The organism is Microbacterium testaceum StLB037, from assembly GCF_900104345.1.
Taxonomy (GTDB): Bacteria; Actinomycetota; Actinomycetes; order Actinomycetales; family Microbacteriaceae; genus Microbacterium; species Microbacterium testaceum_A.
In genome coordinates, this window is the sequence record NZ_FNJN01000001.1 from 518,792 (window position 1) to 542,615 (window position 23,824).

General features: G+C 68.3%; 29 protein-coding genes. 11 read left to right on the forward strand and 18 right to left on the reverse strand.

The window, feature by feature from the left end; genetic code table 11:
- Positions 1-7 precede the first annotated feature (7 nt).
- Complete coding sequence (locus BLS25_RS02395; RefSeq protein WP_074694273.1) at positions 8-643, reverse strand: hypothetical protein; 636 nt, start codon at positions 641-643, stop codon at positions 8-10.
- 425 nt (positions 644-1,068) lie between these two features.
- Here BLS25_RS02395 and BLS25_RS02400 point away from each other — a divergent pair, with 425 nt between their 5' ends.
- The 3 genes from BLS25_RS02400 (at position 1,069) to BLS25_RS16795 (ending at position 2,907) form a co-directional block, all read left to right on the forward strand.
- Positions 1,069-1,968 (forward strand): TIR domain-containing protein, encoded by a 900-nt coding sequence (locus BLS25_RS02400; RefSeq protein ID WP_074694416.1) that lies wholly within the window; start codon positions 1,069-1,071, stop codon positions 1,966-1,968.
- A gap of 5 nt (positions 1,969-1,973) precedes the next feature.
- The gene (locus BLS25_RS02405) at positions 1,974-2,441 is read left to right on the forward strand and encodes a hypothetical protein (protein WP_218128155.1); all 468 of its coding nucleotides are present in this window, start codon (positions 1,974-1,976) and stop codon (positions 2,439-2,441) included.
- Positions 2,442-2,748: 307 nt separating this feature from the next.
- Positions 2,749-2,907, forward strand: coding sequence for a hypothetical protein (locus BLS25_RS16795; protein ID WP_176786295.1), 159 nt, complete (start codon positions 2,749-2,751; stop codon positions 2,905-2,907).
- Between the two features lie 76 nt (positions 2,908-2,983).
- Here BLS25_RS16795 and BLS25_RS02410 read toward each other — a convergent pair whose 3' ends face one another.
- The 3 genes from BLS25_RS02410 to BLS25_RS02420 are packed head-to-tail and all read right to left on the reverse strand — an operon-like array spanning position 2,984 to position 5,643.
- The gene (locus tag BLS25_RS02410; protein WP_074694274.1) at positions 2,984-3,820 is read right to left on the reverse strand and encodes an ADP-dependent NAD(P)H-hydrate dehydratase; all 837 of its coding nucleotides are present in this window, start codon (positions 3,818-3,820) and stop codon (positions 2,984-2,986) included.
- Entirely contained in the window at positions 3,804-4,529 is a 726-nt protein-coding gene (locus BLS25_RS02415) for a histidine phosphatase family protein (RefSeq protein ID WP_074694275.1), read from the reverse strand. Before BLS25_RS02415 ends, BLS25_RS02410 begins: the two co-directional genes overlap by 17 nt.
- Positions 4,530-4,548: 19 nt before the next feature.
- A complete protein-coding gene (locus BLS25_RS02420; RefSeq protein WP_074694276.1) occupies positions 4,549-5,643 on the reverse strand; it encodes a YihY/virulence factor BrkB family protein in 1,095 nt (364 codons plus the stop codon).
- A gap of 284 nt (positions 5,644-5,927) precedes the next feature.
- On the opposite strand from BLS25_RS02420, the gene BLS25_RS02425 reads away from it, so the two are divergent.
- Positions 5,928-7,007 carry a fatty acid desaturase family protein gene (locus BLS25_RS02425; protein ID WP_074694277.1) on the forward strand — a complete coding sequence of 360 codons (1,080 nt, stop codon included), beginning with the start codon at positions 5,928-5,930 and terminating at the stop codon, positions 7,005-7,007.
- Between the two features lie 98 nt (positions 7,008-7,105).
- Here the strand turns inward: BLS25_RS02425 and BLS25_RS02430 are convergent, their stop codons facing one another.
- The 3 genes from BLS25_RS02430 to BLS25_RS02440 form a co-directional block, all read right to left on the reverse strand.
- Positions 7,106-8,773 (reverse strand): FAD-binding dehydrogenase, encoded by a 1,668-nt coding sequence (locus BLS25_RS02430; protein ID WP_074694278.1) that lies wholly within the window; start codon positions 8,771-8,773, stop codon positions 7,106-7,108.
- A gap of 96 nt (positions 8,774-8,869) precedes the next feature.
- Complete coding sequence (locus tag BLS25_RS02435; RefSeq protein ID WP_074694279.1) at positions 8,870-10,162, reverse strand: ABC transporter permease; 1,293 nt, start codon at positions 10,160-10,162, stop codon at positions 8,870-8,872.
- Positions 10,159-10,866, reverse strand: a complete 708-nt coding sequence (locus tag BLS25_RS02440; RefSeq protein ID WP_074694280.1) for an ABC transporter ATP-binding protein — start codon at positions 10,864-10,866, stop codon at positions 10,159-10,161. Before BLS25_RS02440 ends, BLS25_RS02435 begins: the two co-directional genes overlap by 4 nt.
- A 132-nt stretch (positions 10,867-10,998) precedes the next feature.
- Between BLS25_RS02440 and BLS25_RS02445 the strand changes: the two genes are divergently transcribed.
- Positions 10,999-12,207, forward strand: a complete 1,209-nt coding sequence (locus BLS25_RS02445; RefSeq protein ID WP_081349651.1) for a sensor histidine kinase — start codon at positions 10,999-11,001, stop codon at positions 12,205-12,207.
- Positions 12,204-12,866, forward strand: a complete 663-nt coding sequence (locus BLS25_RS02450; RefSeq protein ID WP_074694281.1) for a response regulator transcription factor — start codon at positions 12,204-12,206, stop codon at positions 12,864-12,866. Before BLS25_RS02445 ends, BLS25_RS02450 begins: the two co-directional genes overlap by 4 nt.
- 6 nt (positions 12,867-12,872) lie before the next feature.
- Here the strand turns inward: BLS25_RS02450 and BLS25_RS02455 are convergent, their stop codons facing one another.
- Entirely contained in the window at positions 12,873-13,085 is a 213-nt protein-coding gene (locus tag BLS25_RS02455; RefSeq protein ID WP_074694282.1) for a hypothetical protein, read from the reverse strand.
- Positions 13,086-13,224: 139 nt separating this feature from the next.
- Here BLS25_RS02455 and BLS25_RS02460 point away from each other — a divergent pair, with 139 nt between their 5' ends.
- The 3 genes from BLS25_RS02460 (at position 13,225) to BLS25_RS02470 (ending at position 14,480) form a co-directional block, all read left to right on the forward strand.
- The gene (locus tag BLS25_RS02460; RefSeq protein WP_056227553.1) at positions 13,225-13,584 is read left to right on the forward strand and encodes a YnfA family protein; all 360 of its coding nucleotides are present in this window, start codon (positions 13,225-13,227) and stop codon (positions 13,582-13,584) included.
- Between the two features lie 19 nt (positions 13,585-13,603).
- On the forward strand, positions 13,604-13,813 hold the full coding sequence (locus BLS25_RS02465; RefSeq protein ID WP_074694283.1) for a hypothetical protein: 210 nt from the start codon (positions 13,604-13,606) through the stop codon (positions 13,811-13,813).
- A gap of 271 nt (positions 13,814-14,084) precedes the next feature.
- Positions 14,085-14,480 (forward strand): barstar family protein, encoded by a 396-nt coding sequence (locus BLS25_RS02470; RefSeq protein WP_056227556.1) that lies wholly within the window; start codon positions 14,085-14,087, stop codon positions 14,478-14,480.
- A 118-nt stretch (positions 14,481-14,598) separates the two neighbouring features.
- Here BLS25_RS02470 and BLS25_RS02475 read toward each other — a convergent pair whose 3' ends face one another.
- The 10 genes from BLS25_RS02475 to BLS25_RS02525 form a co-directional block, all read right to left on the reverse strand.
- Positions 14,599-14,964, reverse strand: a complete 366-nt coding sequence (locus tag BLS25_RS02475) for a hypothetical protein (RefSeq protein ID WP_074694284.1) — start codon at positions 14,962-14,964, stop codon at positions 14,599-14,601.
- A 378-nt stretch (positions 14,965-15,342) separates the two neighbouring features.
- Entirely contained in the window at positions 15,343-15,690 is a 348-nt protein-coding gene (locus tag BLS25_RS02485; protein WP_074694286.1) for a DUF2185 domain-containing protein, read from the reverse strand.
- Positions 15,671-16,195 carry an ankyrin repeat domain-containing protein gene (locus BLS25_RS02490; protein WP_074694287.1) on the reverse strand — a complete coding sequence of 175 codons (525 nt, stop codon included), beginning with the start codon at positions 16,193-16,195 and terminating at the stop codon, positions 15,671-15,673. Before BLS25_RS02490 ends, BLS25_RS02485 begins: the two co-directional genes overlap by 20 nt.
- Positions 16,195-17,310: an HNH/ENDO VII family nuclease gene (locus BLS25_RS02495; protein WP_074694288.1), complete on the reverse strand. Its 1,116-nt coding sequence runs from the start codon at positions 17,308-17,310 to the stop codon at positions 16,195-16,197. Before BLS25_RS02495 ends, BLS25_RS02490 begins: the two co-directional genes overlap by 1 nt.
- Positions 17,307-17,624, reverse strand: a complete 318-nt coding sequence (locus tag BLS25_RS02500) for a hypothetical protein (protein WP_056227581.1) — start codon at positions 17,622-17,624, stop codon at positions 17,307-17,309. Before BLS25_RS02500 ends, BLS25_RS02495 begins: the two co-directional genes overlap by 4 nt.
- Complete coding sequence (locus BLS25_RS02505) at positions 17,621-18,016, reverse strand: YbaB/EbfC family nucleoid-associated protein (protein ID WP_074694289.1); 396 nt, start codon at positions 18,014-18,016, stop codon at positions 17,621-17,623. Before BLS25_RS02505 ends, BLS25_RS02500 begins: the two co-directional genes overlap by 4 nt.
- 137 nt (positions 18,017-18,153) lie before the next feature.
- Positions 18,154-18,981 (reverse strand): siderophore-interacting protein, encoded by an 828-nt coding sequence (locus tag BLS25_RS02510; RefSeq protein ID WP_256335511.1) that lies wholly within the window; start codon positions 18,979-18,981, stop codon positions 18,154-18,156.
- Complete coding sequence (locus BLS25_RS02515; RefSeq protein WP_081349652.1) at positions 18,974-19,999, reverse strand: FecCD family ABC transporter permease; 1,026 nt, start codon at positions 19,997-19,999, stop codon at positions 18,974-18,976. Before BLS25_RS02515 ends, BLS25_RS02510 begins: the two co-directional genes overlap by 8 nt.
- Positions 19,996-21,036 (reverse strand): FecCD family ABC transporter permease, encoded by a 1,041-nt coding sequence (locus tag BLS25_RS02520; protein ID WP_074694290.1) that lies wholly within the window; start codon positions 21,034-21,036, stop codon positions 19,996-19,998. Before BLS25_RS02520 ends, BLS25_RS02515 begins: the two co-directional genes overlap by 4 nt.
- On the reverse strand, positions 21,033-21,956 hold the full coding sequence (locus BLS25_RS02525) for an ABC transporter substrate-binding protein (protein ID WP_056227587.1): 924 nt from the start codon (positions 21,954-21,956) through the stop codon (positions 21,033-21,035). The genes BLS25_RS02520 and BLS25_RS02525 overlap by 4 nt, the downstream gene beginning before the upstream one ends.
- A gap of 357 nt (positions 21,957-22,313) precedes the next feature.
- On the opposite strand from BLS25_RS02525, the gene BLS25_RS02530 reads away from it, so the two are divergent.
- Together BLS25_RS02530 and BLS25_RS02535 are read left to right on the forward strand one after the other, a co-directional pair.
- Positions 22,314-22,979, forward strand: a complete 666-nt coding sequence (locus BLS25_RS02530; protein WP_074694291.1) for a hypothetical protein — start codon at positions 22,314-22,316, stop codon at positions 22,977-22,979.
- A gap of 200 nt (positions 22,980-23,179) precedes the next feature.
- Positions 23,180-23,806, forward strand: coding sequence for a hypothetical protein (locus tag BLS25_RS02535; protein ID WP_074694292.1), 627 nt, complete (start codon positions 23,180-23,182; stop codon positions 23,804-23,806).
- Positions 23,807-23,824: the final 18 nt, after the last annotated feature.

The following is a 23,824-nucleotide window of genomic DNA, read 5'->3' on the forward strand; positions in this document are numbered from 1 at the left end:
CGGCGCCTTAGCGCCGTGCGACGGTGAAGCCGAAGCCCTCGTCTTCTTCGGTGTCTTCCTCGAACGAGAACGCACCGAGCGCTAGGTCGAACGGCGGGAAGATGATCCGCTCCGACCAGCTGTCGATCTGCTTCCCGGCCATCGAGGTCGGACGAGACAGCTCCAAGAAAACCATGCCATCACGTTCGTTATAGAGCAGGATCCAGAAGTACTTGACGTCGATTTCGCCACCGTCGTCGGTCGGCTGGCCGAACATGGCCATCTGGCCGTTCTCGTCCACGCGACGCGCAAAGGCCGAGCCCTTCGGGTTCTTGGTGCTCGGCGTGCCCCAGGCGACGCCGGTGAACTCGTCGCCACTACTGGCGATCAGTCCGAGGTTGAGATCAGTCTGAGAGAAGTAGGGCAGGTTCTGCGGGTCTGAACGCTTCCAGTTGAGCTGGAGCAGCATGAGTTGCTCGTGAATTACCTCGACGGTGCGGTACCAGCGCGTCATATTGGGTGCAGACTTCGGCGCGCCCTTCGAGTAGGTACGACTCTCCGCAGCGCCCACCGCGACGGCACGCTCGAAGACAGTCGCTTGGAGACGCATTGGGGACAGGTGGCGCACGAGATCCTCGCGGGTCTTGGGGGTGTGAATCGCCATGGCGGTTCCTCTCTCGCGGCCGGTGGTGAGCCCCACTCTAGCGGGCAAGTTAAAGAAATGCCACATCAAGTCAGGGGCGGCGTGTTGCAGCTTCCAGCTCGGGAACGGAGGCTCCTCGCCCAAGATCGCAGCAGGGAACTGCGTTCACCATGACAAGTCCGACCCTGGGTCCGGCGATCGTTGGACTCGAGCTGCTTGGGCGGTGTCGATGGTTCGGTAGACCAGGCGGTCGCCATCGATCGTTCCCGTGTGCTTACCGGAGGAGTCGAAGATCGGATAACGGCAGGCGGGAGTGCGTCAGCAGGCGTGGCTGGACTCTATGTGTCGGAGGGCAGCCGTAGCGTAGGTAGTGGGATCAAGTGCTGCCCAGGCGGTAATCATCCTTCGTGTGTGATCGAGTCAGGAGTACCGTGTTGAATACCAGCATGAGCGATACCCGCTCTGTCTTTGTCGTTCACGGGCGCAATGAGGCGCTGCGTAAGGCGATGTTTGACTTTCTGCGGAGCATTAATCTGTCGCCGATGGAGTGGACGTCCGCGGTCGAACTGACTGGCGAAGGTTCTCCATACATCGGGCAGGTACTCGACGCGGCCTTCGAACATGCCACGGCGATCATTGTGCTCATGACGCCCGACGAAGTCGCCTATCTCCAGCCCCGCTACGGCCATAGTGAAGGCGACATTGAGACGTTGCCTGCGCCACAGGCGCGCCCGAACGTGCTGTTCGAGGCAGGCATGGCGCTCGGGCGTGACGCCAAACGCACCGTACTGGTCGAGATCGGCGAGGTACGCCCATTCAGCGACGTCGCGGGTCGCCACGCAATTCGCCTGACCAACTCGACAGCCAGCCGTCAGGCGCTCGCGGCTCGACTCAAAACTGCCGGCTGTGATGTCGACCTGACCGGCACGGACTGGCACACCACAGGAGACTTCACGGCGCCACCTCCGCCCGGAGACGGCCTGACGCTCGGACGACGGCTGCCGAGCAGCGCTCCGGCCCGGAAAGCTCTCGACTTCGATCTCAAATACTTCAACAAAGGTGGCAACCGAATCGACAAGCTTCAGGTGATCAACCGGGGAACCGAGACGGCTTACGAGGTGACGCTTGCTGTGCCCGAGAATGCGTCTCTCGACATGCGCTCGAACGGCAACCCTGTGATCCCGAAGATCCCTGGCGGGGGCAGGTCGGTCACCATCGATGTGATGAGCTACCGCCGTTTCATGGGCAACGGTGGTAAGGACGACACTTTTGATGTCACCATCGATGCTCGCACCGATGGTGGCGAGCAGGTCACCCAGGACGTGTTCCTCGATCTGAACGGATAACGACATTGGATGAAGAGATTCGAATCCCCGTGAGTCTGCCGCTAGACAGCGACGGCTTCCTTCGCCGCGAGTGCCCGAGCTGTGAGCGAGAGTTCAAGTGGTTCAGTCACAATGAGGGTGACCCGAATGCCGAGCCGGCGACACAGTATTTCTGCCCGCTTTGTGGTGAGCCGTCTGGCCTCGATTCGTGGTGGACACCGGCGCAACTCGAGTACGGGTACGGCAGTGCAGGGGGCGCCATTGATCAGGTCGTCAAGGATGCAATGTCGGATCTGTTCAAGGGCATGAAGGGCTTCACTTACAAGCCGAACTCGTCATTCAGCTTGGACATCGAGACGCCCGACTCGCTTGTCGAGCCGGATGACATGGTGATGGTTGAGCCGCCGTGCCACCCGAATGAACCGCTGAAGGTGCCCGAGGATTCGACTAGCCGAGTGCATTGCCTGGTATGCGGAACGGTATTCGCGGTATAGAAGAACACCGTCGTTCTGGTCGCCGCCGGGAACCTGAGATCTCGAACCCACCGGCGTAATAGGCGGAGCGCGACGCTGAGCGCCTTTCTAGGGTGGTTTCGTGACGTGCTCTGCATGATCTGACCCGCGGAAACACACAGTTTTCGGTGAGATTTGAACCGTTTGGACGCCTGGGGGTCAAGGGGTCGCAGGTTCAAATCCTGTCATCCCGACGGAATGGGTCGGAACTCGCAAGAGTTTCCGGCCCTTCGTCGTTTCTCGGGGGTGTCCGAGAGGTCGTCACTATGTCGCTCATAGGGTGAGCCCCATGTTCGATTTCGACGAATTCATGATCGCCCTCCCGTCCACTGTGATCATCGGTGGGATCTCGGCCCTGGTGTCGTGGCTCGTCATTCGCGGAGCGGTTCTCTCCGCGTTACGCAAGTACCGCCGGGAACAGATGGAGGGGCATTCGGAGCAGCTCTGAGGCAGCCCGCAGGGCCGACCCGTCTGAGCGTCAGCATTGGCGTCGCCACCTCGGGCTCCAGAACGGAAAGCACCCCTCACCCCACCACATCCCGCACCACCGCCGTCACCTCGCCCAGGAGGTCCCGCGCCAAGAACCCGACGCCGGCGCGCTTGGTCAGACGGTCGCCCGAACGCGCGTGCGTCCACCCGCCCCACACCGCCGCGCGTTCCGGCTCGAGCCCGCGCGAGGCGAACCCGGCGATGCAGCCCGACAGCACGTCGCCGCTGCCGGCCGTGCCGAGTCCTCCGCTGCCGGGTTCGGCCTGCCACACCCGCCCGTCGGGGGTGGCCACGGTCCCGAAGCAGTGCACCACGGCGCGGTAGCGGTCGGCGATCTCGGCGATGTCCGCGGCGCGGTCCTCGCCGAGGTCGCGCTCCAGCAGGAGCGCGGCCTCTTCCTCATTCGCGTTGATGAGCAGGTCCTCGGGCAGGAGCGAGCGATCGACATCGGACAGGATGCCGAGGGCGAACGCATCCAACACGAGCCGCGTCACGCCGACACGAGCGATCGCGAGCAGCGCCGCGCGCGTGACGTCGGGATCGTCGAAGCCCGGGCCGAACAGCACCGCGTCCGCCGACTCGAGCGCCGAACGGAGTCCCTCGTCGAGGGAGTCGGCATCCCCTCCCCAGGCGTATACCCCGGCCTCGGGCATGGCAGTGCCGAGGCCCACCGCGGTCTCGGGCGGAACCGCCAGGCCCACCCGCCCCGCGCCGACGCGGAGCGCCGCCTCGGCCGACAGCAGCACGGCGCCGGGCGACCGGGGTGAGCCACCGACGACGACGACCTGCCCGCGGGCTTTCTTCGACCCGGGATCGGGCAGACCCCACTCGCGCAGCAGCGCCCGCGAGACCTTCTCAACGGTGGGGGGCATCGGTCTCTCCGGAGTGGACGGTGACATCGGCGCCTGCGCTTTCAAGATGAGTGGTGTCGGAGAAGGTGACGAGCTCCCACCCGTCATTCGTGCGGACGAGTTCGGTGACCGACGCGTTCCTGACGGTGTGCACGGCCGCGAAAGCGAGCAGCTCCGCCTCGTCCATCGGCAGCAGGATGTACAGCACGAGCATGATCACCGCGTCGTGTGCGACGATCACCGCCGAGTCGACCGGTCGTTCCAGGTGTTCCGCCAGGAACGACCGCAACCGCAGAGCGACGTCGACCCACGACTCGCCGCCGGGCGGCCGGTGGAAGAACTTGCCGAGGTGCCGACGCCGCGCCGCTTCCTCCGGATGGAGTTCGTGGACGCCGCGGGTCGTCAGAAGATCCAGGATGCCGAGTTCTCGGTCGCGCAACCGCTCGTCCACCCGCGGCCGGGAGCCGGTTGCGACATCGTCCGAAGCGAGAGCGAGCGTCTGACGCGCGCGACGGTACGGCGACACCCAGTATTCGTCGATGGAGGGGCCGTTGACCGCCAGCCAGGTGCCCAGCGCCCGGGCCTGCTCCTCGCCGACGGGGGACAGGGCGACGTCGGCATCGCGTGCGTCGAGGGCGATGACGGCTGAGCCCTCGCGTTCGGCCTTCGACGCGGCGACGTTTCCTTCGCTCTCGCCGTGGCGGACCAGCCACAGCTTCTTCACCGTCACCGCGTCACCTCCGCGCGCGTCACTTCCGTCTCCCGAACGGTCCGCGCCGTCGCCTCTTCGGCTGTGGCGCGTCCGACTTCTCGGGCTCGCCCAGACGGATGCGACGGCCCTCGTCGATGTCCTCACGCTCCTTCTCGTCCTGCTTGTCGCTCTTGCGGGTGTCGCGAGCGGGCAGCTGGAGGTCGCGCTCGGCGGCGATGCCCGCCTGCAGCTGCCGGCCACGCTCGAGCTCGGCGTCGAATTCCGCGCCGAACAGCAGAGCGAGATTCGCGATCCACAACCACAGGAGGAACACGATGACGCCCGCGAGAGAGCCGTACGTGCGGTCGTAGTTCGAGAAGTTGGCGATGTAGAAGGCGAAGCCGGCCGTGGCCAGGGCCAGGACGACGATCGCCACGATCGCGCCGAGGCTGATCCACCGGAACTTCGGCTGCTTCGCATTCGGCGTGGCGTAATAGAGGACGGCGACCAGGAACACGATGACGAAGAGCATCACCGGCCACTTCGCGATGTCCCACGCGATCTGCACGCCCTCGCCGAGACCGAGGGCGCTGCCGATGGCGGAGGTGACGTCACCCGAGATGACGAGGCCGAGAGCCACGAGGGTCAGGGAGACGACGGCGATCACGGTGACGACGAGCTGCATGGGGCGCAGCTTCCAGAAGGGCCGGCCCTCTTCGATCTCGTAGATGCGGTTCATCGCGCGACTGAACGCCCCGACGTATCCCGACGCCGACCAGAGGGCCAGCACGATGCCCGAGACGAGCGCGAACCCGGCGCCGGGGGACGAGGCGATCTCTTCGAGCGGTCCGCTCAGCGCGTCCGCCGCCCCGGGTGCCACCTGCCGGACGACATCGGTGATCGCTCCCGCGGCTGCGTCCCCCTGGCCGACGACGCCCAGGACCGAGAAGATGGCCAGAAGGGCCGGGAACAGCGCCAGCACGGAGTAGTAGACCAGACCCGCTGCGGCATCCAGGCACTGATCGGCGGAGAACTCCCGCAGCGTCTTCTTGAGGATGTACCCCCACGACCGTTTTTCGAGATCGGTGGGGGAGTCGGGCTTCTCGCCGTCCTCGGGGGGAGGTGCGGTGCGAGTGGTCTTCTGCCGTGCCATAGCGACCGGTGTACGTCGGATCGACCGGAAACGCCGACAGGGTTGTGCTGCCATCACGCTTGTGAGAACGGGGTCCGCTCGAGCCTGGCAATGTCCTGCACAGAATGCAGGCTCCCTCCCGGGAATACGCGGATTTCCGCCGGTCGCGGGATGAGCGTATACGCCTCCGCGCATACGGCCCCCGTAGCGTGGCCACCAAGTCGTCGGCATCTGCCCCCGGCTTCGAGACTTCGGTCACCCCCACCGAGGAGCACGCATTGGCTGCACCCGTCATCGAGTCCCGGATGGGACCGATCCGTCAGACCTACAAGGGAACGACGGAGTTCCCGCCCATGGCCAAGGCCTACACAGAGTTGTCGCAGGTCGTCCGCGAAACGGGCCTGCTCGTTCGCGCCCGCCGGTTCTACGCGATGGTCGGGGTCGTCCTCGCCCTCGGTTTCGCCGGCGCGATCACCGGGTTCGTCCTGCTCGGCGACAGCTGGTTCCAGTTGCTGATCGCCGCAGCCCTCGGAATCCTGTTCACCCAAGTGGCGTTCCTCGCCCACGAGGCCGCGCACAAGCAGATCTTCGCCTCGGGCAAGGCCAACGACCGCCTCGCCCTGTGGCTCGCGGCCGGCGTGGTCGGTATGAGCCTGTCGTGGTGGACATCGAAGCACACGCGCCACCACGCCAACCCGAACCGCGTCGGCAAGGACCCCGACATCGAGATCGACACGATCTCGTTCCTCGACGTCGACGCGGCCAAGGCCCGCGGCATCCAGCGCTGGATCACCCAGCGCCAGGGCTGGGCGTTCTTCCCCCTGCTGACCCTCGAGGGTGCGAACCTGCATGTCATCGGTCTGCGCCACCTGCTCTCGCGGGAGCCCGTCAAGGGCCGCTGGGCAGAGCTCGGCATCATCGCCCTGCGCTTCGCGGTCTTCGTCGCTCCGGTGTTCGTCTTCCTGCCGCTCGGAATGGCCTTCGCCTTCCTCGGCGTGCAGCTCGCCGTGTTCGGTGTCTACATGGGCGCCTCGTTCGCCCCGAACCACAAGGGCATGGCCGTCATCGCCCCCGACGCGAAGCTCGACTTCTTCAGCAAGCAGGTTCGCACTTCGCGCAACATCACCGGTGGCTGGTGGGCCACCTGGCTCATGGGTGGCCTGAACTACCAGATCGAGCACCACCTGTTCCCGAACATGCCGCGCCCGCACCTCGGCAAGGCCCGCGCGATCGTCAAGGAGCACAGCCAGACGCTTAACGTCCCTTACGTCGAGACCACGTTGTTCGAGTCGTACGGCATCGTGATCCGCTACCTGAACCGGGTGGGGCTCGCCGCCCGCGACCCGTTCGAGTGCCCTATGACCTCGGCGGCCGCGCGGGCCTGACGCCCGCACGACCACCCACCCCAGAGGGCTCCGCATCGCGCGGGGCCCTCTGTCGTTGTGTCGGTGACACATGTCACCGCGAGCGATGATGCCCGCCCTCACACCGCCCGCGCCAGCGCCTTCCCCACCGTCCGCCCGGTGAACAGGCACCCGCCGAGGAAGGTCCCCTCGAGGGCGTTGTACCCGTGGGCCCCGCCGCCGCCGAAGCCCGCGGCCTCGCCCGCCGCGTAGAGGCCGGGGATCGGCATCCCGGATTCGTCCAGGGCGCGACCGTCGAGGTCGGTCTGGATTCCGCCGAGGGTCTTCCGCGTGACGATCCAGAGCCGGACGGCGATGAGCGGTCCATGGCGGGGATCGAGGATCGCGTGGGCGGGAACCGTGCGGAACAGGCGGTCTCCGCGGAAGCGACGGCTGTTCTGGATGCCGATGGTCTGCGCGTCTTTCGAGTACGGGTTCACGACCTCGCGGTCACGGGCCTCGATCTGCCGACGGATCGCGTCCTCGTCGAGCAGGTCGTCTCCGGTGAGGGCGTTCATTCCGCGGACGAGCTCGGTGAGGGTGTCGGCCACGACGAAGTCGGCGCCCTCGCGTTTGAAGTCCTCGACCGGGCCGGGAGCGGCGCGTCCGAGTCGCGTGCGCAGCAGCAGGGCCAGGTCGCGGTTGGTGATGTCGGGGTTCTGCTCCGAGCCCGAGAGCGCGAACTCCTTCTTGATGATCGTCTGGTCGAGCACGAACCACGAGTAGTCATGGTCGACGAGGTCGGGGGTGGTGCGCAGCAGCTTCAGGGTGCCGAGGGTGTCGTATCCGGGTAGCCCGGGCGCGGGCAAGCGACGGCCGCGGGCATCGAGCCACATCGAGGAAGGACCGGGGAGGATCCGGATGCCGTGACCCGGCCACACGGGGTTCCAGTTCTGCAGCCCCTCGGTGTAGTGCCACATGCGATCGCGGTTCACCAGGCGCACGCCCTGATCCGCGGCGATGTCGAGCATGCGTCCGTCGACGTGGGCGGGGACGCCGGTCACCATGGTGCGCGGGGGAGTGCCGAGCCGCTCGGGCCACCACCGGCGCACGCGCTCGTGGTCGCCGCCGATCCCGCCCGAGGCGATGACGACGGCCTGCGCCGACAGCTCGAACGCGCCGACGACCTCGCGTGACGACGACACCCCGCGGGGAGCGTCGTCGGGGGCGAGGATCGCGCCGCGCACCCCGGTGACGGCGCCGTCGCTGACGAGCAGTCCGTCGACCCGGTGACGGAAGCGGAGGTCCACGGCATCCGCTGCTCTCGCCCTGTCGGCGAAGGGTTCCGAGATGCCCGTGCCCGTTCCCCACGGCACGTGGAAGCGGGGGACGGAGTTGCCGTGGCCCCCGGCGGTGAGCGACCCGCGCTCCGCCCACCCGACCACGGGGGTGAATTTCACGCCCTGCTGCTGCAGCCACGAGCGCTTCTCGCCGGCGGCGAACTCGACGTACGCGCGGCCCCACTTCTGCGCCCACTCGTCCTCGGGGTGCGGGCCGTCGAGACGGTCCCACCCGGCGGAGCCCTGCCAGTCCTGCCAGGCGAGGTCGAGGGAGTCCTTCACCCCGAGCCGCCGCTGCATGGGGGAGTCGACGAGGAAGATCCCCCCGAACGACCAGAACGCCTGCCCACCGAGGTTGGCGGCGTTCTCCTGCTCGACGATGATCACGCTCTTGCCCGCGCGGGCGAGTTCGGCGCTCGCGACGAGACCCGCGAGTCCCGCTCCGATGATGATGACGTCGGCGTCCATGTTCTCCCTCGGCGTCGAGTGGCGGAACCCACGCTACGCCGGTCGACGCGTCGAAGGCCGGTGCACCGGGGGTGTCCCTGTGCACCGGCCCTCGTCTCACTCGTACCGCAGCGACTCGACCGGATCGGCGCGGGCGGCGCGAGCCGCTGGCAGGGTTCCGGCGAGGAACGCGATGCCCATCACCGCGAGCGTGGTCACGACGATCGACACCGGATCGAAGGCGATGAGCTGCAGCCCCGGCAGGTCGCTGAACAGGCTCGTCGCGAGTTGGGCGCTGACCGCCGTCCCCACCCCGATCGCCACGACCGCGCCGAGCGCGCTGCCCAGCAGGCCGATGAAGATCGCCTCGAGACTGAACAGCGAGAACACGCGCACGCTCCCCATGCCCATCGCCTTCATCAGGCCGATCTCGCGCGTGCGTTCCTGCACCGACATCAGCAGCGTGTTGACGATGCCGAAGCTCGCCGCCAGCAGGGCGATGATCGCGAAGGCGTTCAAGACCAGCACGATCCCGTTGATCACCGCTTCGAACGTGCCCAGCTGATCGGCGACCGTCGTCCCCGTGTAGCCGGCGTCGGTGAGCGCGGCCTTCACGTCGGTCACGTTCGCGCCCGCTGTCATCGTCGCGCTCGCCGAGGCGTACCGGTCGAGTTGGTCGGCGGGGACGCCGGTGTTCTGCGCGGCCGACAGGGCGTCTTCGAGGGCTGCGTTCGTCGTCAGCGTCGTGGTGCTGCCGAAGGCCTCCTCGGTCACCCCGGTCACGGTCGCTTCGACCGTGTGCTGGGTGCGGACCGGATCGGTGACCGCGATGGTCACGGTGGCGCCCACGGCCGCGTCGGCGTCGGCGAAGCCCATCGGCTCGACCAACGCGTCGGGGAGGGCGACCTGCAGCGCCTGCGAACCGTCGTCGGGCGCCACCCCCGCGCCCATCTGCGGCGTCTGCCCCGCCACGAGGCTCCCGGCCCGGGCGACGTACGGGTCGCCGTCCGGCGCCTGCACGTAGTCGATCGTCACGGATGTGACCGGCGCGACCTTCGCGATCCCCGGCACCGCCGCGAGCTCGGTGATGTCCTGGTCGGTCAGCGCGGTCACCTCGCTCGTCGTTCCGGGAGGGCCCGCCTGACGCCCCGACGAGATGGCATCCGGATCGTATTTCTGAGGAGCGGTGGATGCCGTGGCATCGGTGCTCGTCTTGGTCACGGTCAGCGCATCGGAGGCGCCCATCGCGCTGACGGTGCTGTCGATGAAGGCGTTGATACCGGTGCCGAGCCCGTTGGTGATGGTCAGGGTGAAGGCGCCGACGAAGATCGCCAGGACCGTGAGGATCGTTCGCGTCTTCGAGCGGAACGTGTTGGCGACGGCGGTACTCACCAGATCGAGGGTCTTCATGCCGCGCTCCGTTCCTCGGCGACGATGAGTCCGTCGCGGATCTGCACGCGCCGGTCGCACCGGGCCGCGAGGTCTTCGTCGTGCGTGACGATGATGAGGGTGATGCCGTGCTCGCGGTTGAGGCGGAAGAGGATGTCCTCGACCACCGCTCCGGTCGCCGAATCCAGGTTTCCGGTCGGCTCGTCGGCGAAGATCACCTGCGGGTCGTTCACCAGGGCGCGGGCGATGACGGCGCGCTGCTTCTGCCCACCCGAGAGGGCCGTGGCCTTGTTGCGGGCCTTGTCGCCCATGTCGAGCTCGGCCAGGGCGGCGAGCCCCCGGCGCTTGCGCTCGCCGCGGCCCACCCCCGCGATCTTGAGCGGCAGCACGACGTTGTCGAACACCGACGCGCTCGGCGTCAGGAAGAACTGCTGGAACACGAAGCCGAACGTCTTGTTGCGCGTACGGTTGAGCCGGCGTCCGCGCAGGGTCGTGGCATCCACTCCGTCGAGGAGCACGGCGCCGCGCGTGGGCGCGTCCATCAGAGCCAGCAGGTGCATGAGCGTCGACTTGCCCGAGCCGCTCTTGCCGAGGATGGCGATGCTCTCGCCGCGGTGGATGTCGAGGGTCACCCCGCGCAGGGCGTCGAAGCGGGCGGAGCCGCGACCATACGACTTGTGCAGGTCGGTGACCGAGAGGAGTGGGGGAGCGGGATCGGATGCCATGACCCCACCCTCGCGCTCGGACCCCGGATGCCGCGTCCCACCGCCGGGGAGGACGACTCCCCCCACGGGGGTATTCGCGAATGACCCGCCGGGGCGATCGCCCGGGGCCGCAGGAGGCGACAGACTGGACCGGTGAGCGCTCCCGAGACCACGATGTCCGCGCCACGGGCGTTCCGGACCGCGCGTCCGTGGCTGGCCGACCTGGGCCTCGCCGTTCTCGTGGTCGGGCCCGCTTTCGCCCCGCTCCCGCTCGCAGAGCTGCGCCCCTCTCACCCCGTCGCCCTCGTGCTCGTCCTGCTGCCGGCGCTCGTCCTGCCGATGCGTCGCGCGAGACCGCGGCTCGCGCTCGCCGCCTGCGTCGCGCTGTACCTGGGGGCGCTCCTGCTGGGCACGCAGTCGCCGGGAGCGACCCTCGCGATGATCGTCGCGGCGTACACCGTCGCGCAGTGCACCGCACGCCGACGGTCGGTGCCCGCGATCCTCGCGGCGGTCATCGCCACGACGGCCACGAGCATCACCGTCTCGCTCGTCAGCGGGGTCGACACGCGCTTCCTGCAGGTCGGGCTGGCCCTGGCCCTCGCCGGAGCGATCGGCGACGCCGCGCGCTCGCGTCGCGCCTACGTCGAGGCGGTGGAGGAGCGGGCGCGACGAGCCGAAGAGACCCGCGAGGCCGAGGCTCGGCGCCGCGTCACCGAGGAGCGCCTGCGCATCGCGCGCGACCTGCACGACGCGGTCGCCCACCGAATCTCGGTGATCAGCCTGAACGCGGGGGTGGCGTCGTCGGCACTCGAGACGCGGCCCGAGAAAGCACGCGATGCCCTCGCCACCATCCGCACCACCTCGCGCGACGTGCTCGGCGAGATCGGGGCGATGCTCAGCGTGCTCCGCGCTCCCGACGAGGCCGCGGCGCGGGAGCAGCCAGGCCTGGCGCGTGTTCCCGAGGTGGTCGAGTCGGTGCGGATGGCGGGGTGGGACGTCGTGGTGCGCGACGAGATCGGGACGGATGCCGAGGGCAGCGGCATCCCGATCGGAATCGGCATCGTGGCCTACCGTGTCGTGCAGGAGGGACTCACGAACGCGGTGAAGCACGGCACCACCCGTCGCGCGCACGTGCTGATGCGTCGCGATGGGGACGTGCTCGAAGTCGTGGTGACGAACCCCCTGGATCGTATGCCGGAGCCCGCCGAGGCGCCGCCGACGTCGGGATTCGGGCTCATCGGCCTGCGCGAGCGGGTCGACGCCGTGCGCGGCGAGCTCGACGCCGGCCTCGCCCCCGGGGGCTTCCGGTTGGCGGCGCGTCTTCCCCTCCCCGCCCCCGTCCGATCGGAGACTGCCCCGTGACCACCGTGATCGTCGTCGACGACCAGTCGCTCATCCGCTCCGCCGTCCGCGACCTGCTGGACGCGGCCGAGGGGATCACGGTCGTGGGCGAGGCCGCCGACGGCGAGGCGGCGGTCGAGCTCGCCCGGCGCCTCCGCCCCGATGTGGTGGTGTGCGACATCCGGATGCCGCGGATGGACGGCATCGACGCCACCGCGGTGATCTGCGCCGACCCCGCCCTCGCCGACACCGGGGTGCTCATTCTGACGACCTTCGAGGAGGACGAGTACGTCGTCTCGGCGCTGCGTGCCGGGGCCAGTGGCTTCATCGGCAAGGGCGCCGAGCCGGACGACATCGTCCGCGCCGTGCTCGCGGTCCACGAGGGCGGAGCGCTTCTGTCACCGACGGCGACGCGCGCGCTCATCGAGACCTGGGTGCGCGCGGCGCCCGCGCAGGTGGGCGCGCCACCGTCGCTCGAGGCGTTGACCGATCGCGAACGTGAGGTGCTGCTGCTCGTCGCGCGCGGACGCTCGAACGATGAGATCGCGGGCGAGCTGTACATCTCGCCGCACACGGCGAAAACGCACGTCAAGAACACGATGGTGAAGCTCGGCGCACACGACCGCGCGCAGCTCGTGATCGCCGCGTACGAGAGCGGTCTGCTCCGCCCCGGCCGCTGACCACGCTCAGTGAGGCGAGACGGGCGCCTCAGCCCGTCGTGGCGGATAGTCGCGCAGTGAGATCTCGCGGCTGTCGAAGAGCCCTCGGCGCGCGCGAACCATGGTGACGCCGGAGCGGCGCAGGTTCTCGGCGACTTCCGCCGTCAGGGGTCCGTGGTGCGCCTTCTGCCAGCCGCCCGCCAGCGTGTAGGTGTGGGTCACCGTGCGGGGTCGAGTCATGGGTACCTCCTGAGGGAACCGTAGCGGCCGCAAAGCGCAGTCCTCCCAAATGTTTCGCACCCGTCATCTGCCGGTTTTCCGGCGTAACCCGGTCGGTCACGGTAGGGGCCGCTCGCGCGGCGCGGTCGATAATGGCGGAATGACCACCGCGCGCATCGTGATCCTGTTCGCCGTGGCCGCGATCGCCGAGATCGGCGGGGCATGGCTCGTGTGGCAGGCCGTCCGCGAGAACCGCGGGTGGTGGCTCGCGTTGCTCGGCATCCTGGCCCTGGGCGCCTACGGGTTCGTCGCGGCGCTGCAGCCCGAGGCGAACTTCGGGCGCGTGCTCGCGGCCTACGGCGGAGTCTTCATCGCGGGTTCGTTGGCGTGGGGGATCGTCGTCGACGGTTTCCGGCCGACCGTGTGGGACTACGTCGGCTCCGCGGTGGCGCTCGTGGGCGCCGCGATCATCATGCTCGCACCGGTGCTGGCCGGGACGGATCAGGCGCCGAGCGCCTGAGCGCGCCTACGCTGGCGTCATGACGAATGCCGCCGATGGCTCGAACCCGCTGCGCACCGTGCTCGCGAAGATCGACGCGGACGTACCCCTCAACACCCCGTTGCACTACAACCAGGGCCACATCAGCCCGCGGCTCGACCGTCTCGAGGCGAAGCTCGCATACATGGCCGACTACATCGCCTTCCTCGAACAGCGCATCCAGTCTCTAGAAGGAAGAGTAGTTAGCTAGGCGAGATATTAGGCGGTTGTCAACCACCCTCCGCGACGAGGGCCGCTCGCGGACACTTGGTTCATGCAGAACGAGAACACGCCTCACGAGGGCCTTGCCGACGACTTCGCCGATCTCGACACCGCGCGCCCCTTCGGGTCGTACCTGTCGGTGATCAACGGCGGCAACTAGTCGTCCGGAACCTCCGAGCGAGGTTCGCACGAGAGGGCCGGATGCCGACAGGCGTCCGGCCCTTCGTCGTTCACTTCCACCACCCAGAAGGACGGATGCCATGACCCCGCGCACCCTCGAGATCGACGGGGCGGCGATACATGGCATCCCGTCGCTCTACGCCGAACTGAACCGCGTGTTCATGCCCGACGAGGAGTGGACGCTGGGCGAGAGCCTCGACGCCCTCGACGACCTGCTGTACGGCGGGTTCGGGGTGCTCGACGGGGCGGAGCCGGCGCTGGTGGTGTGGAAGCGGGCCGACATCGCGCGGGAAGCGCTGGGGATCGACGAGACGCGCGAGTACTACCGCGCGAAGCTCGCCCGGCCCGAGGTGTACTCCGCGGCGACCGCCCAGCGTGCTCTGGACGCGCTCGAGTCGGGCGTGGGGGAGACGTACTTCGAGCTGGTGGTGAGGGTGTTCCGGGATCACCGGAACATCGAGCTGGTGCTCGACTGACAGGGGAGGCGTGATCCGGCTCCTGTTACCGCCCCGTCCTCCAGGTGACGGCGGATCGAACCCACGGCTCCGCGGCCACGGGGTAGAGGGGAGGGGACTCTTTCCGAGCGTCGAGCGGTCACCACACGACGGGCACGACGGAACCGTCGGACTCGGGGAGGGTGCCGCCGTGCTCTGGGGGCAGGGGGTCGAGTCCGCCGGAGTAGTACTGCAGCACCTGGTAACCGCCTCCCGAGGCGACCACGATGTCCCCGAGGCCGGTTGCGAAGAGGGGAACCATATCCCGGTGGGGCAGATACTCTCCGACCATCTCCCGGTGGTAGTCGGGGTCGATGACCTTCAGAAATTCGTTGGCCGCTAATCCGAATCCGTGGATCTGCCACATTTCGAGCACGGCTTCTTCGAGGAGTCCCGAGTACTTCTGCATCGTCGCGGCCGAGGTCGGGGCGATCGGTGTGAAATCTTCGAATGGCCGGAATGTCATGGTCATCCATCCCTGTGACTGTCTAGAAGTCCTCCGCGCACCGTTTCGGCGTCGGTGCCCGCCCGGGAAAGCTATCCCGCGAACGGAATCGGGCCGGCAAGGTGCTCGGCGAGCCCGATGTGCTCGAAGATGCGGACACGTCCAGGTGCTCGACCCCCTTGGGGCCTCCCGCCGGGAGGGGCAGCGGTGGGGCGTAGATCTCGTCGAAATCGGCGGGGGAGTTCAGGGCACCGTACCTCTCAGCGGCTTCGGCGTAGGGGGCGTAGCCCATGAATCTGTCGAGCCAGCTTTCCTGAGCCGCGAACAGTCCGATCATGTCCAGGCCCGATCCAGATGTCGTCCTCGGCTCGTTCGTGCGCGCGCATGATGCTCTCGCTGTCAGCCGAGGTCGGACGCAGGTATTTCGCGTCCCGTCTCGTTGTCGACGAAGCGGATCGCCCCTCGGTCTCGGATGATGGCCAGGTCTGTGCCCACCGGCATGTTGAGCAGTGGGATCACGGCCGGCTCGATAGCCGCGATCGTGTTGAAGGACGCCACCTCGAGGTTCGACGGGTCATCGAGATATGACTCGTCGTCGATCTCGGAGAAGAACCGCCACCCGTTGTCGGACGGGTTCGACGGAGCCTCGCGAACGGCCCACTTGAGGGGCGCGCTGCCGTCGAGGACGCGCCGGGACGCTATGGACGCTCCGGACTCGCGGACGAACTCAGGAGTTGTCGAGGACATGGTTCTCCATCCTGGACAGGATTTCACTTCGGAAGGGGAGCTTTCTCGCTGCGCTGAGAGGAGATAGTCCAAACCGTGACTCCGATGTGAAGTCTGGGTTCGGCTGTTCGAACCACAGATCGTATATCGGTTGCAGATCCTCGTCAGTGAACTTCATCGAGATCACGTCAACAAAAGGAAGGCGACCGTTATCATCGGCGTGATTGATGTCTGCTCCGCCCGCAATGAGACGCCGAGCGAGCCTAACGTCTTGCTCGATGTCGTGAGAGACCTGCCCGAACAGAATATGCAGCGCGGAAGCGCCGCCGTTGCCAGTGGTGTCTGCAGGAGCTCCCTGGTCGAGCAAGAAATTGCTGATCGCGTAACGGCTTGGCAGGTGTTTGTTCTGCAGGGACATGAGAACGAGTCCGCGTCCATTCTCGTCCGTTTTGTTGGCGTCGCCCGGCTTGAACGACTCCAAAAATTCTTCTTCTGACTTCAGGTAAGCGGTGAGGAAGATATCCATTACTCGTACTTATGGCCTCTATTGGTCGCGGGGAGTTCTGGCACGTAATTTTCTGGAGAGTTGTACCAATCGCGGAATTCTGCCGGGGTCAACTCGCCATCTACATAACGTTGCCACATCGTATGGTACTTCTGATCCGGAACGTGGCCCATATCCCAAACGCCCCGTCGCGGCTGGCCCGGCACCCAATCGATCGGTTCGAAGGTGTGTGGGTCTCGCACGATTCCATCTGGTCCCTTCGCGCGTTCCCACACCTCTTCCACCACACCCTTCCTGAACGAGGGGCGCGATCCGGGTTTCAGATAGGGGCGGGCGTCGGCAACCGTCTCGACGACATGCTCGACCGTCGAGGCTCCCTTGCCGCCCCCGGCCCACTTCGTCAACAACTGCAGCGCCTTACCGGCCATGCTGCTGAGCTCCTCGACGAGCCCGCGCAGCTTGGTGAAGGCGTTCACGACGGTGGTGATGGTCTTGCTGATGCGCGGTACGAGCGCAGAGACCCGCGAACCGACCTGCGCGGCGATCACCGGCGTCGCGAGGCCGACCGTCGCGACCGCGGTGATGGCGGCCGAGATCGCCATGCCGACGATCTGACTGATCGCCTCTCGTACCAGGTCGTGGGTCATCTGCACGAGCGACGACGCCATCGACAACCCCGTCGAGATCGCCCCCGCCCACTGGCCCGACGTCGTCAGGTGCTGCGACAGCCCCTGCACGTGCGCGGTGTACGCGGTGATGGTCTCTCCCGACAGCCCGTCGAGGTCGGCGAGGCGGTTCTGGGCGGTGACGCCCAGTTCGTTCATGCGTGCGCCGACGTTGTTCCACGTGGCGGCGAAGGCCTGCACTTCAGCCGCGTTGCCGGTGAGGTCGTTCAGCCAGCCCTTGAGCGGTTCGATGTGGTCGAGCAGCCAGCCGAGACCGTTGGCGATCAGCGTGCCGATGGGGTCCATCACGGCGGCGACGGTGTCCATCGCGGCCGAGAAGCCGGCGATCCCGCCTTCGACCCAGTTTCCGCTCCGGATGGCGTCTGCCAGGGCCTGTCCATCGGTGACGATGAAGGCGCCCGAGAACGCCGAGGTCGTGTCGACGGGCGCTGCGACGAGAGAGGTGCTCATCCGAGGCCTCCCTCGAGACTCCTGGTCGCCTGGACCACGGCCTCTTCGTAGGCGTCGAAGTCGGCGACGACACCTTGCAACTCCTGGCCGGTGCGCTCGAGGACGCCCTCGGCGCCGTTGATGTGTTGCGAGACCGCGCTCGAGACGAGACCGACGGGTGGGACGATCCAGGCGCACATCACACCGAACGCCCCGCCGCCCAGATTCACGCTCTTCAGGGCGGCTGCCGCTTCGGCGGCGTCCGAAGCGAGCTGCTGCACGCGCGACGCGTGCTGCAGTATGACGTCGGCATCCATCCGGATCTGCGGGGTCATCGCAGGCCTCCTCGGCGCGTCACTCCGTCGTCTTCCTGGTCGGGAATGAGCTCCGCGGCCACGACGCCGACGATGGGGTCCGATTCGCCCATGATCTGGGTGGTCACTTCGAGGGTGCGGATGCGGGCGTCCTTCGTGGCCTTCGCGATCAGGTCCATCACCTCGGCGCTGACGCGGCGGCCTCCGCGCTCGAGCGCGGCGTCGGCGATGTCGAGGTCGTGGATGACCCCCGCCGCGTCCACCTCGACGGAGATGTCGCGGGTACGCGCCACCGCCTTCGCTCGGACCTCTCTGATCGCGGCTTGCAGGACCGGCAGCTTCTCGCCGCGTTCCTGCGCGCGACGCGTGTCTTCTTCGATCCGCCCGAGCGTTTCGTCCGGTGATCCGTACACGCTGTGCCCCCACCCGGGCCACGCGCGGTAGACGTTCCTCCACAGCGCGCGGCAATCGTCACTTATCCACAGACGAGGGTAGGTCGGAATACGGCTGAACAGGATGAGAATCGTCTCATCTCCGCTCCCGGGCCGGCTCAGTCGACGAGCGCCCCTCCCGCGCGCCAGTACCCCAGGAACGACACGCGCTCGCGCGGCATTCCGAGCTCTCGAACGAGCACGCGGCGTGAGGCGGCCACGACGGCCGCCTCCCCGGCGAGCCAGGCGTAATCGGCTCCGGCGGAACCCCAGGCGCGGACGGCCGCTTCTGTCTCGCCACGGGCGACCACGCGCACGTCGACGGCATCGCCGAGTCGGGCGACGGTGACGTCGTCTGCGGCGTCGCCGATCTCGACGATCGCGATGCCACGGGCCTGGGGCGGGAGGGCCGCCGCGATGTTGCGGACCGCGGGGATCGCGGTCTCGTCGGCGACGAGGAGGAACGTGCCGAGGACGGGCGGTTGCCAGTGGATGCCGTATCCCGTCCACCCGTTCCGCGCGTCGGGCCCGGTGATCACGACCGACTCGCCGACGCGCGCGGCGCGCGCCCACCGCGAGGCAGGCCCTTCGGGGGAGTGCAGGTAGAAGTCCACGTCGATCTCACCGGCGTCCGGACGGATCGCCGCGGGGGTGTAGGTGCGCAGGACGTTGCGCTCCGCGACCGGCAGCGCCTTCCAGCGCGTGTACCACTCGGACGGGTGCGGCGTCGGCTCGTCCAGCAGGCCGATGTCCGCGAGGCCTCCACCCGGCAGGGGCAGCACCAGCTTGATGCGCTGATCCACGCCCCACGGGGCGAAGTGATGCAGCGCGTCGCCGGCGAACGTGAGGCGCAGGAAGTTCGGTGACAGCATCTCGCGCGCGCTGACCTCGACGGCGAAGGCGCTGTACTCCCACGGGCGAGTGAGGGGGGCGGTGATGTCAGGCACGGCGGCGGATCTCCGAGACGATCATGACGATGAGGTACGAGCCGCCCACCGAGACGGTGACGACGCCCACGGGAAGGGTGACCGGCAGGACGTGCTGGGCGACGGCATCGGATGCCAAGAGCACCAGCGCCCCGACCAGCCCCGAGAGGGTGAGCGACAACGATGGCGAACGTGCGAGGCGCCGCGCGATCTGCGGAGCCGCCAGCGCCACGAAGGCGATGGGCCCGGCGATCGCGGTGGCCGCGGCGACGAGCACCACCCCGATCAGCAGGGCGACGCTGCGCACGAGGTGCGGGCGCACACCGGTGGCGGTCGCGAGGTCGTCGCCGAGCTCGAGCTGACGCAGCGATGGGACGAGGGCGAACGCCGCGAGGGCGACGGGCAGCGCGCACAGCAGCACCCCGCCGAGCGCGTCGGCGGTCACGCCGTTGAGTGAACCGTGCCCCCACGCCGAGGCGAACATGGCGGTCTCGAGCTCGACCTGCAGCAGCATCCACGTGTTGAGTGAGGCGAGCATGGCCGAGACGCCGATGCCGACCACGATGAGCCGGAAGCCCTGGATGCCCCCGCGATACGCGAGCAGCCAGATGAGGAGGGATGCCGCGAGGCACCCGACCAACGCGCCCGCCGCCCGCGCGGGCCACGACGACGACACGAGCACGAGCGTGATCAGCATGCCCGTGAAGGCGCCGTTCGACAGCCCCAGGATGTCGGGGCTGGCGAGCGGATTGCGGGTGACCGTCTGGAACAGTGCCCCCGCGATCGCGAGGAGCGCCCCGAGGGTCACGGCGGCGAGCACGCGGGGCAGCCGCCACCCGACGACGACGGTGGTGTCGAGGGCCGTGCCGCTTCCGAGGAGCGCGCGGATCACGGCATCCGGGGCCACCGGGTAGGTGCCCCACCCGAGCGAGAGCACCGCGAGGGGCAAGATGGCGGCGACGGTGGCGGCTCCCACCACGACGTTTCGGGGACGCAGACGGACACCCGCGAGACGCGGCGGGCTCAGGACGGCGGTCACAGTGCGCGGGCCCTTCGTCGTCGCGCGAGCGCGATGAGGACGGGAGCGCCGACGAACGCGGTCACGATCCCAGCCGGCACCTCGGCCGGGGCGATGATCACGCGGCCGAGCACGTCGGCCAGCAGGACGACGATCGGTGCGGCGAGGGCGCTGAGGGGCAGGATGCGGCGCTGATCGGGTCCGACGATCCATCGCACGACGTGCGGCACCATCAGCCCGACGAACGAGAGGGGACCGACGAGGGCGGTCGCGGCTCCCGCGAGCACGGTCACCGAGGCGATGGATGCCACCCGCGCGGCCCCGACGCGCGTGCCCTGTGCCCGGGCGAGATCGTCGCCCAACGCCAGCGCATTGAGGGGACGGCCGAGGGCGAATGCCACGAGGAGTCCGACCACGACGAACGGCACCACCGGCACGATGACCTCGAGCCCGCGGCCGAGCAGCGACCCGGCGTTCCACCCGCGCATGGTGTCGAACGCGTCGGGATCGCTGAGCATCATGCCCGAGGTGACACCCGAGAGCACGGCTCCCACGGCTACCCCCGCGAGCACGAGGCGGATGGGGTCGGCTCGCCCGCGCCCCGCCGAGCCGACGGCCGCCACCGCGACGGCCACGACGAGCGCCCCCAGGAACGCGGGCCACACCAGAAGGAAAGAGTTCCGGATGCCGAAGACCGCGACCGTGAGAGCGACGGCGAACGCGGCCCCCGCGTTGACGCCCAGGATGCCCGGGTCGGCGAGCGGATTGCGCGAGAACGACTGCATGAGCGCGCCCGCCACCCCGAGCGCGGCGCCGGCGACGAGCCCGGCGATCGTGCGGGGGGCGCGGAGTCCCTGCACGACGAAGTCGCTGTCGGGGGTGCCGGCTCCCGTGAGCGAGGCCCAGACCGCCGACCAGGGGAGGGGGTTCGCGCCCATCATGAGCGACAGCGCGATCGCGAGGGCGAGGACCGCCGCCAGGACGAGGGTTGCGGCGGCGGTCCTGCCGATGCGCGCGGGCCGGGCGGCGGGCGCCGCCTGCACGTGCGCGGCCGTCATTTCGCGGAGGCGAGGAAGGTCTCGATGTCGTCGAGCACCGACTGCGCGCCCTTGGGGCCGACTCCCGCGACCCACGTGCTCGTGTCGACGAGCGTCACGACGGGGAATGCCGCGGTGTTCTGCGCGATCGCGGCCGGGATCGTCGAGCGGTCGGCCACGTCGGTGGTTGTGACGAAGACGGCGTCGGCAGTGGCGCTGGCGATGTTCTCGGGCGAGATGTCGGCCTGCAGTCCGTCCTCCCACGCGTGGTCGGGGATCGTGTAGCCGACGCACTCGAGCAGGCTCCCGGCGAACGAGACCGGGCCGTACAGGCTCAGCGTCGTCTCATCGCGCGGGCGGATCATCTCGGCGGTCTTGCCTGCGAGCGAATGCGCGGCCTTGATCTCACCGCAGCGGGTGTCGACGGCATCCACCGCCTTCTTCACCTCGTCCTCGCGGCCGAGAGCCTCGCCGATGAGCGCCGCGTTGTCGCGCCAGGGATCGGCCTGCGTGGCGATGAACACCGTCGGGGCGATCGCGCTGAGCTGGTCGTAGAGGGCCGAGTGGCGGGATTCGGTTCCGAGGATCAGGTCGGGCTCGAGCGACGCGATCGCCTCGAGGTCGGGCTCGCTGACGGTGCCGACCGGCGTGACACCCTCGACGCCGAGGTAGCTCGGCACGCCCTTGACCATGTTGGCGACAGCGGCGCCGACCGGGGTGATGCCGACCGCGACCGCGGTGTCGAGCTCGAGCGGCTCGAGCGTGACCACGCGCTCGGGAGCATCGGTCACCGTGGTGGTGCCGCGGGCGTGCGTGACCTCGTGCGTCGCGGTGTCGGGGGAATCGGAGGGGGATGCCGCGCCACTCGCGCACCCGGAGAGCACGAGGGCGAGTCCGGCGAAGGCGGCGAGGGCGAGGCGGGAAGAGGGGCGCGAGGGCATGGCGAGATGTCCTTTCGGAAGGGGATGCCGCGGCTCTGGGTTAGGCAAGGGTTACCTTACTGGAAGACTGAGTGGGCCTCAGGGTGGGGTGACCGGTCTTCCGTGTCCGTGGGTCCTGATACGGTGATCGCCACACACGAATGGGGGCGTTCGGATGGTTCAGTTCGAAGATGGCGTGAAGCGGATCGGGCGGCGCGGCCTGCCGGCGTACACGGCTTAGGGGAACCCAGAATGGGCCTCGTCACAACGCACCCACGTCTTGAAGATCCGGGAGTTGAGCCCGTTTCGCTCTTACGAGACGGTCGTCCTCCTGGGCGGTTCGCGCCGATCATCCTCCTGTTCGCGGTCCCCCCGGCGGTGATCACCGCTGCCGACGACCGGCTCGGACTGCGCCTCGTGATGGCGTCGCTCGTGATCGTGGTCTGCGCAGCTGCGGTCGTCGCTATCGTGCGTTCCCGAACGATGACGACGGGCGTGGTGCGGTTTCACGACTCATCTCACTCGTTGTGGCTGCGGCCGCCTGCATCGCCTTCCGTCGCGGTCGTGGTTCTTCTCCTCGTCCTCTTTCTTCCCGCTGTGGCCCAGGGCGCCACCGACATCCTGGGGCTCGAGACAATGCCGTCCGTTTTGGTGCGGCGTGGCCCTTACCTCCTCGCCGCGCTGGCCGCAGGCGGTCTCGTCGTGATGCTGTGGCGCCTGCGGCGTGCACCGGGGATCGAAATGACCCCGTCTGGTATCCACGGCATCCGTGGCGTGGGTCCCGTGCACTGGCGATGGGACGAGGTCGGCGAGATCACCGTTGAACCGGGGCGCGTCGCCCGCCTGGGTCTGGCGCACGCCGAGGGATCTCCCGTTTTCGCCGTACCTTTTCTCATGCTCGGATCGGACCCACAGCGCGCGGCCGCCCTCCTGCGGTTCTACAAGGACAATCCGACCGAACGACCTCTTCTCGCCGAGGGAGGCGCGGAGGCCGTCCGCCGCGCCAACGATGTCCTCCGCGCGCGGCAGGACGCAAAAGGCTGAGCCCGACGCGGGCTCTTCCTATCCAGACGGGAATCGCCACACCTATGCCGCTCACTGCCACCACGTTGAAACTTCCTGCCGACGTGCGAACGCGCGTATCTCTGAACGTGCGACAGGGAAAGGCGAGTTCTGCATTCTCGGGCGCCTACATCGCTGCCGCCGTCTGCGCTTTCTTCGCGGCGGTGTTGGGGATACCGGGTGTGCAGCTCGTCATAGCCGCGATCAGCCTGATGATCGTCGTTGCCGTGACCGGGGTCGCCATGCAACTGAGATACCTCAAGGAACGTCGTCTCCTGATCGACACCTCCTCGCCGTCGCTCTGGTTCGAACCGCGCGCTTCGCGCGGCGGCTGGATGGTGGCGGCTGCCGCGTCCACCCTCGCTCCGGCCGCGGCGATGGTCTACGGGCTCATCAACGGTCTGGCCGGAAGCGCGTCATGGTCGATCGTCGTCGGCACGAGCGTCATCGCAGTGATCGGCCTGGTGACGCTCGGACGCATGCTCTGGTCGGCTCGGCTGCCCGCGGGGCTCGAACTGACGGAACTGGGCATCCACGGCATCCGCGGTGCGGGAGACGCCCACCTGATGTGGGAGGACATCGCAGACATCGCTGTCGTCGCCGCGCCTTCCGCGAAGCTGTCGATCACGGACGCGAACGGCTCGCCCCCGATCCTCGCCTCGATTCTGTACCTCGGAGCGGACCCGAACGATGTCGCCGTGGTGCTGCGCTTCTTCCGAGACCACCCCGAGGAGCGGAACCTTCTGACGCAGGGAGGCAAGGTGGCGCTTCGACGCGTGGAAGAAGCGCTGAACGAGCCTGTCGCCTGACCGACCCGGGGGAGTTTT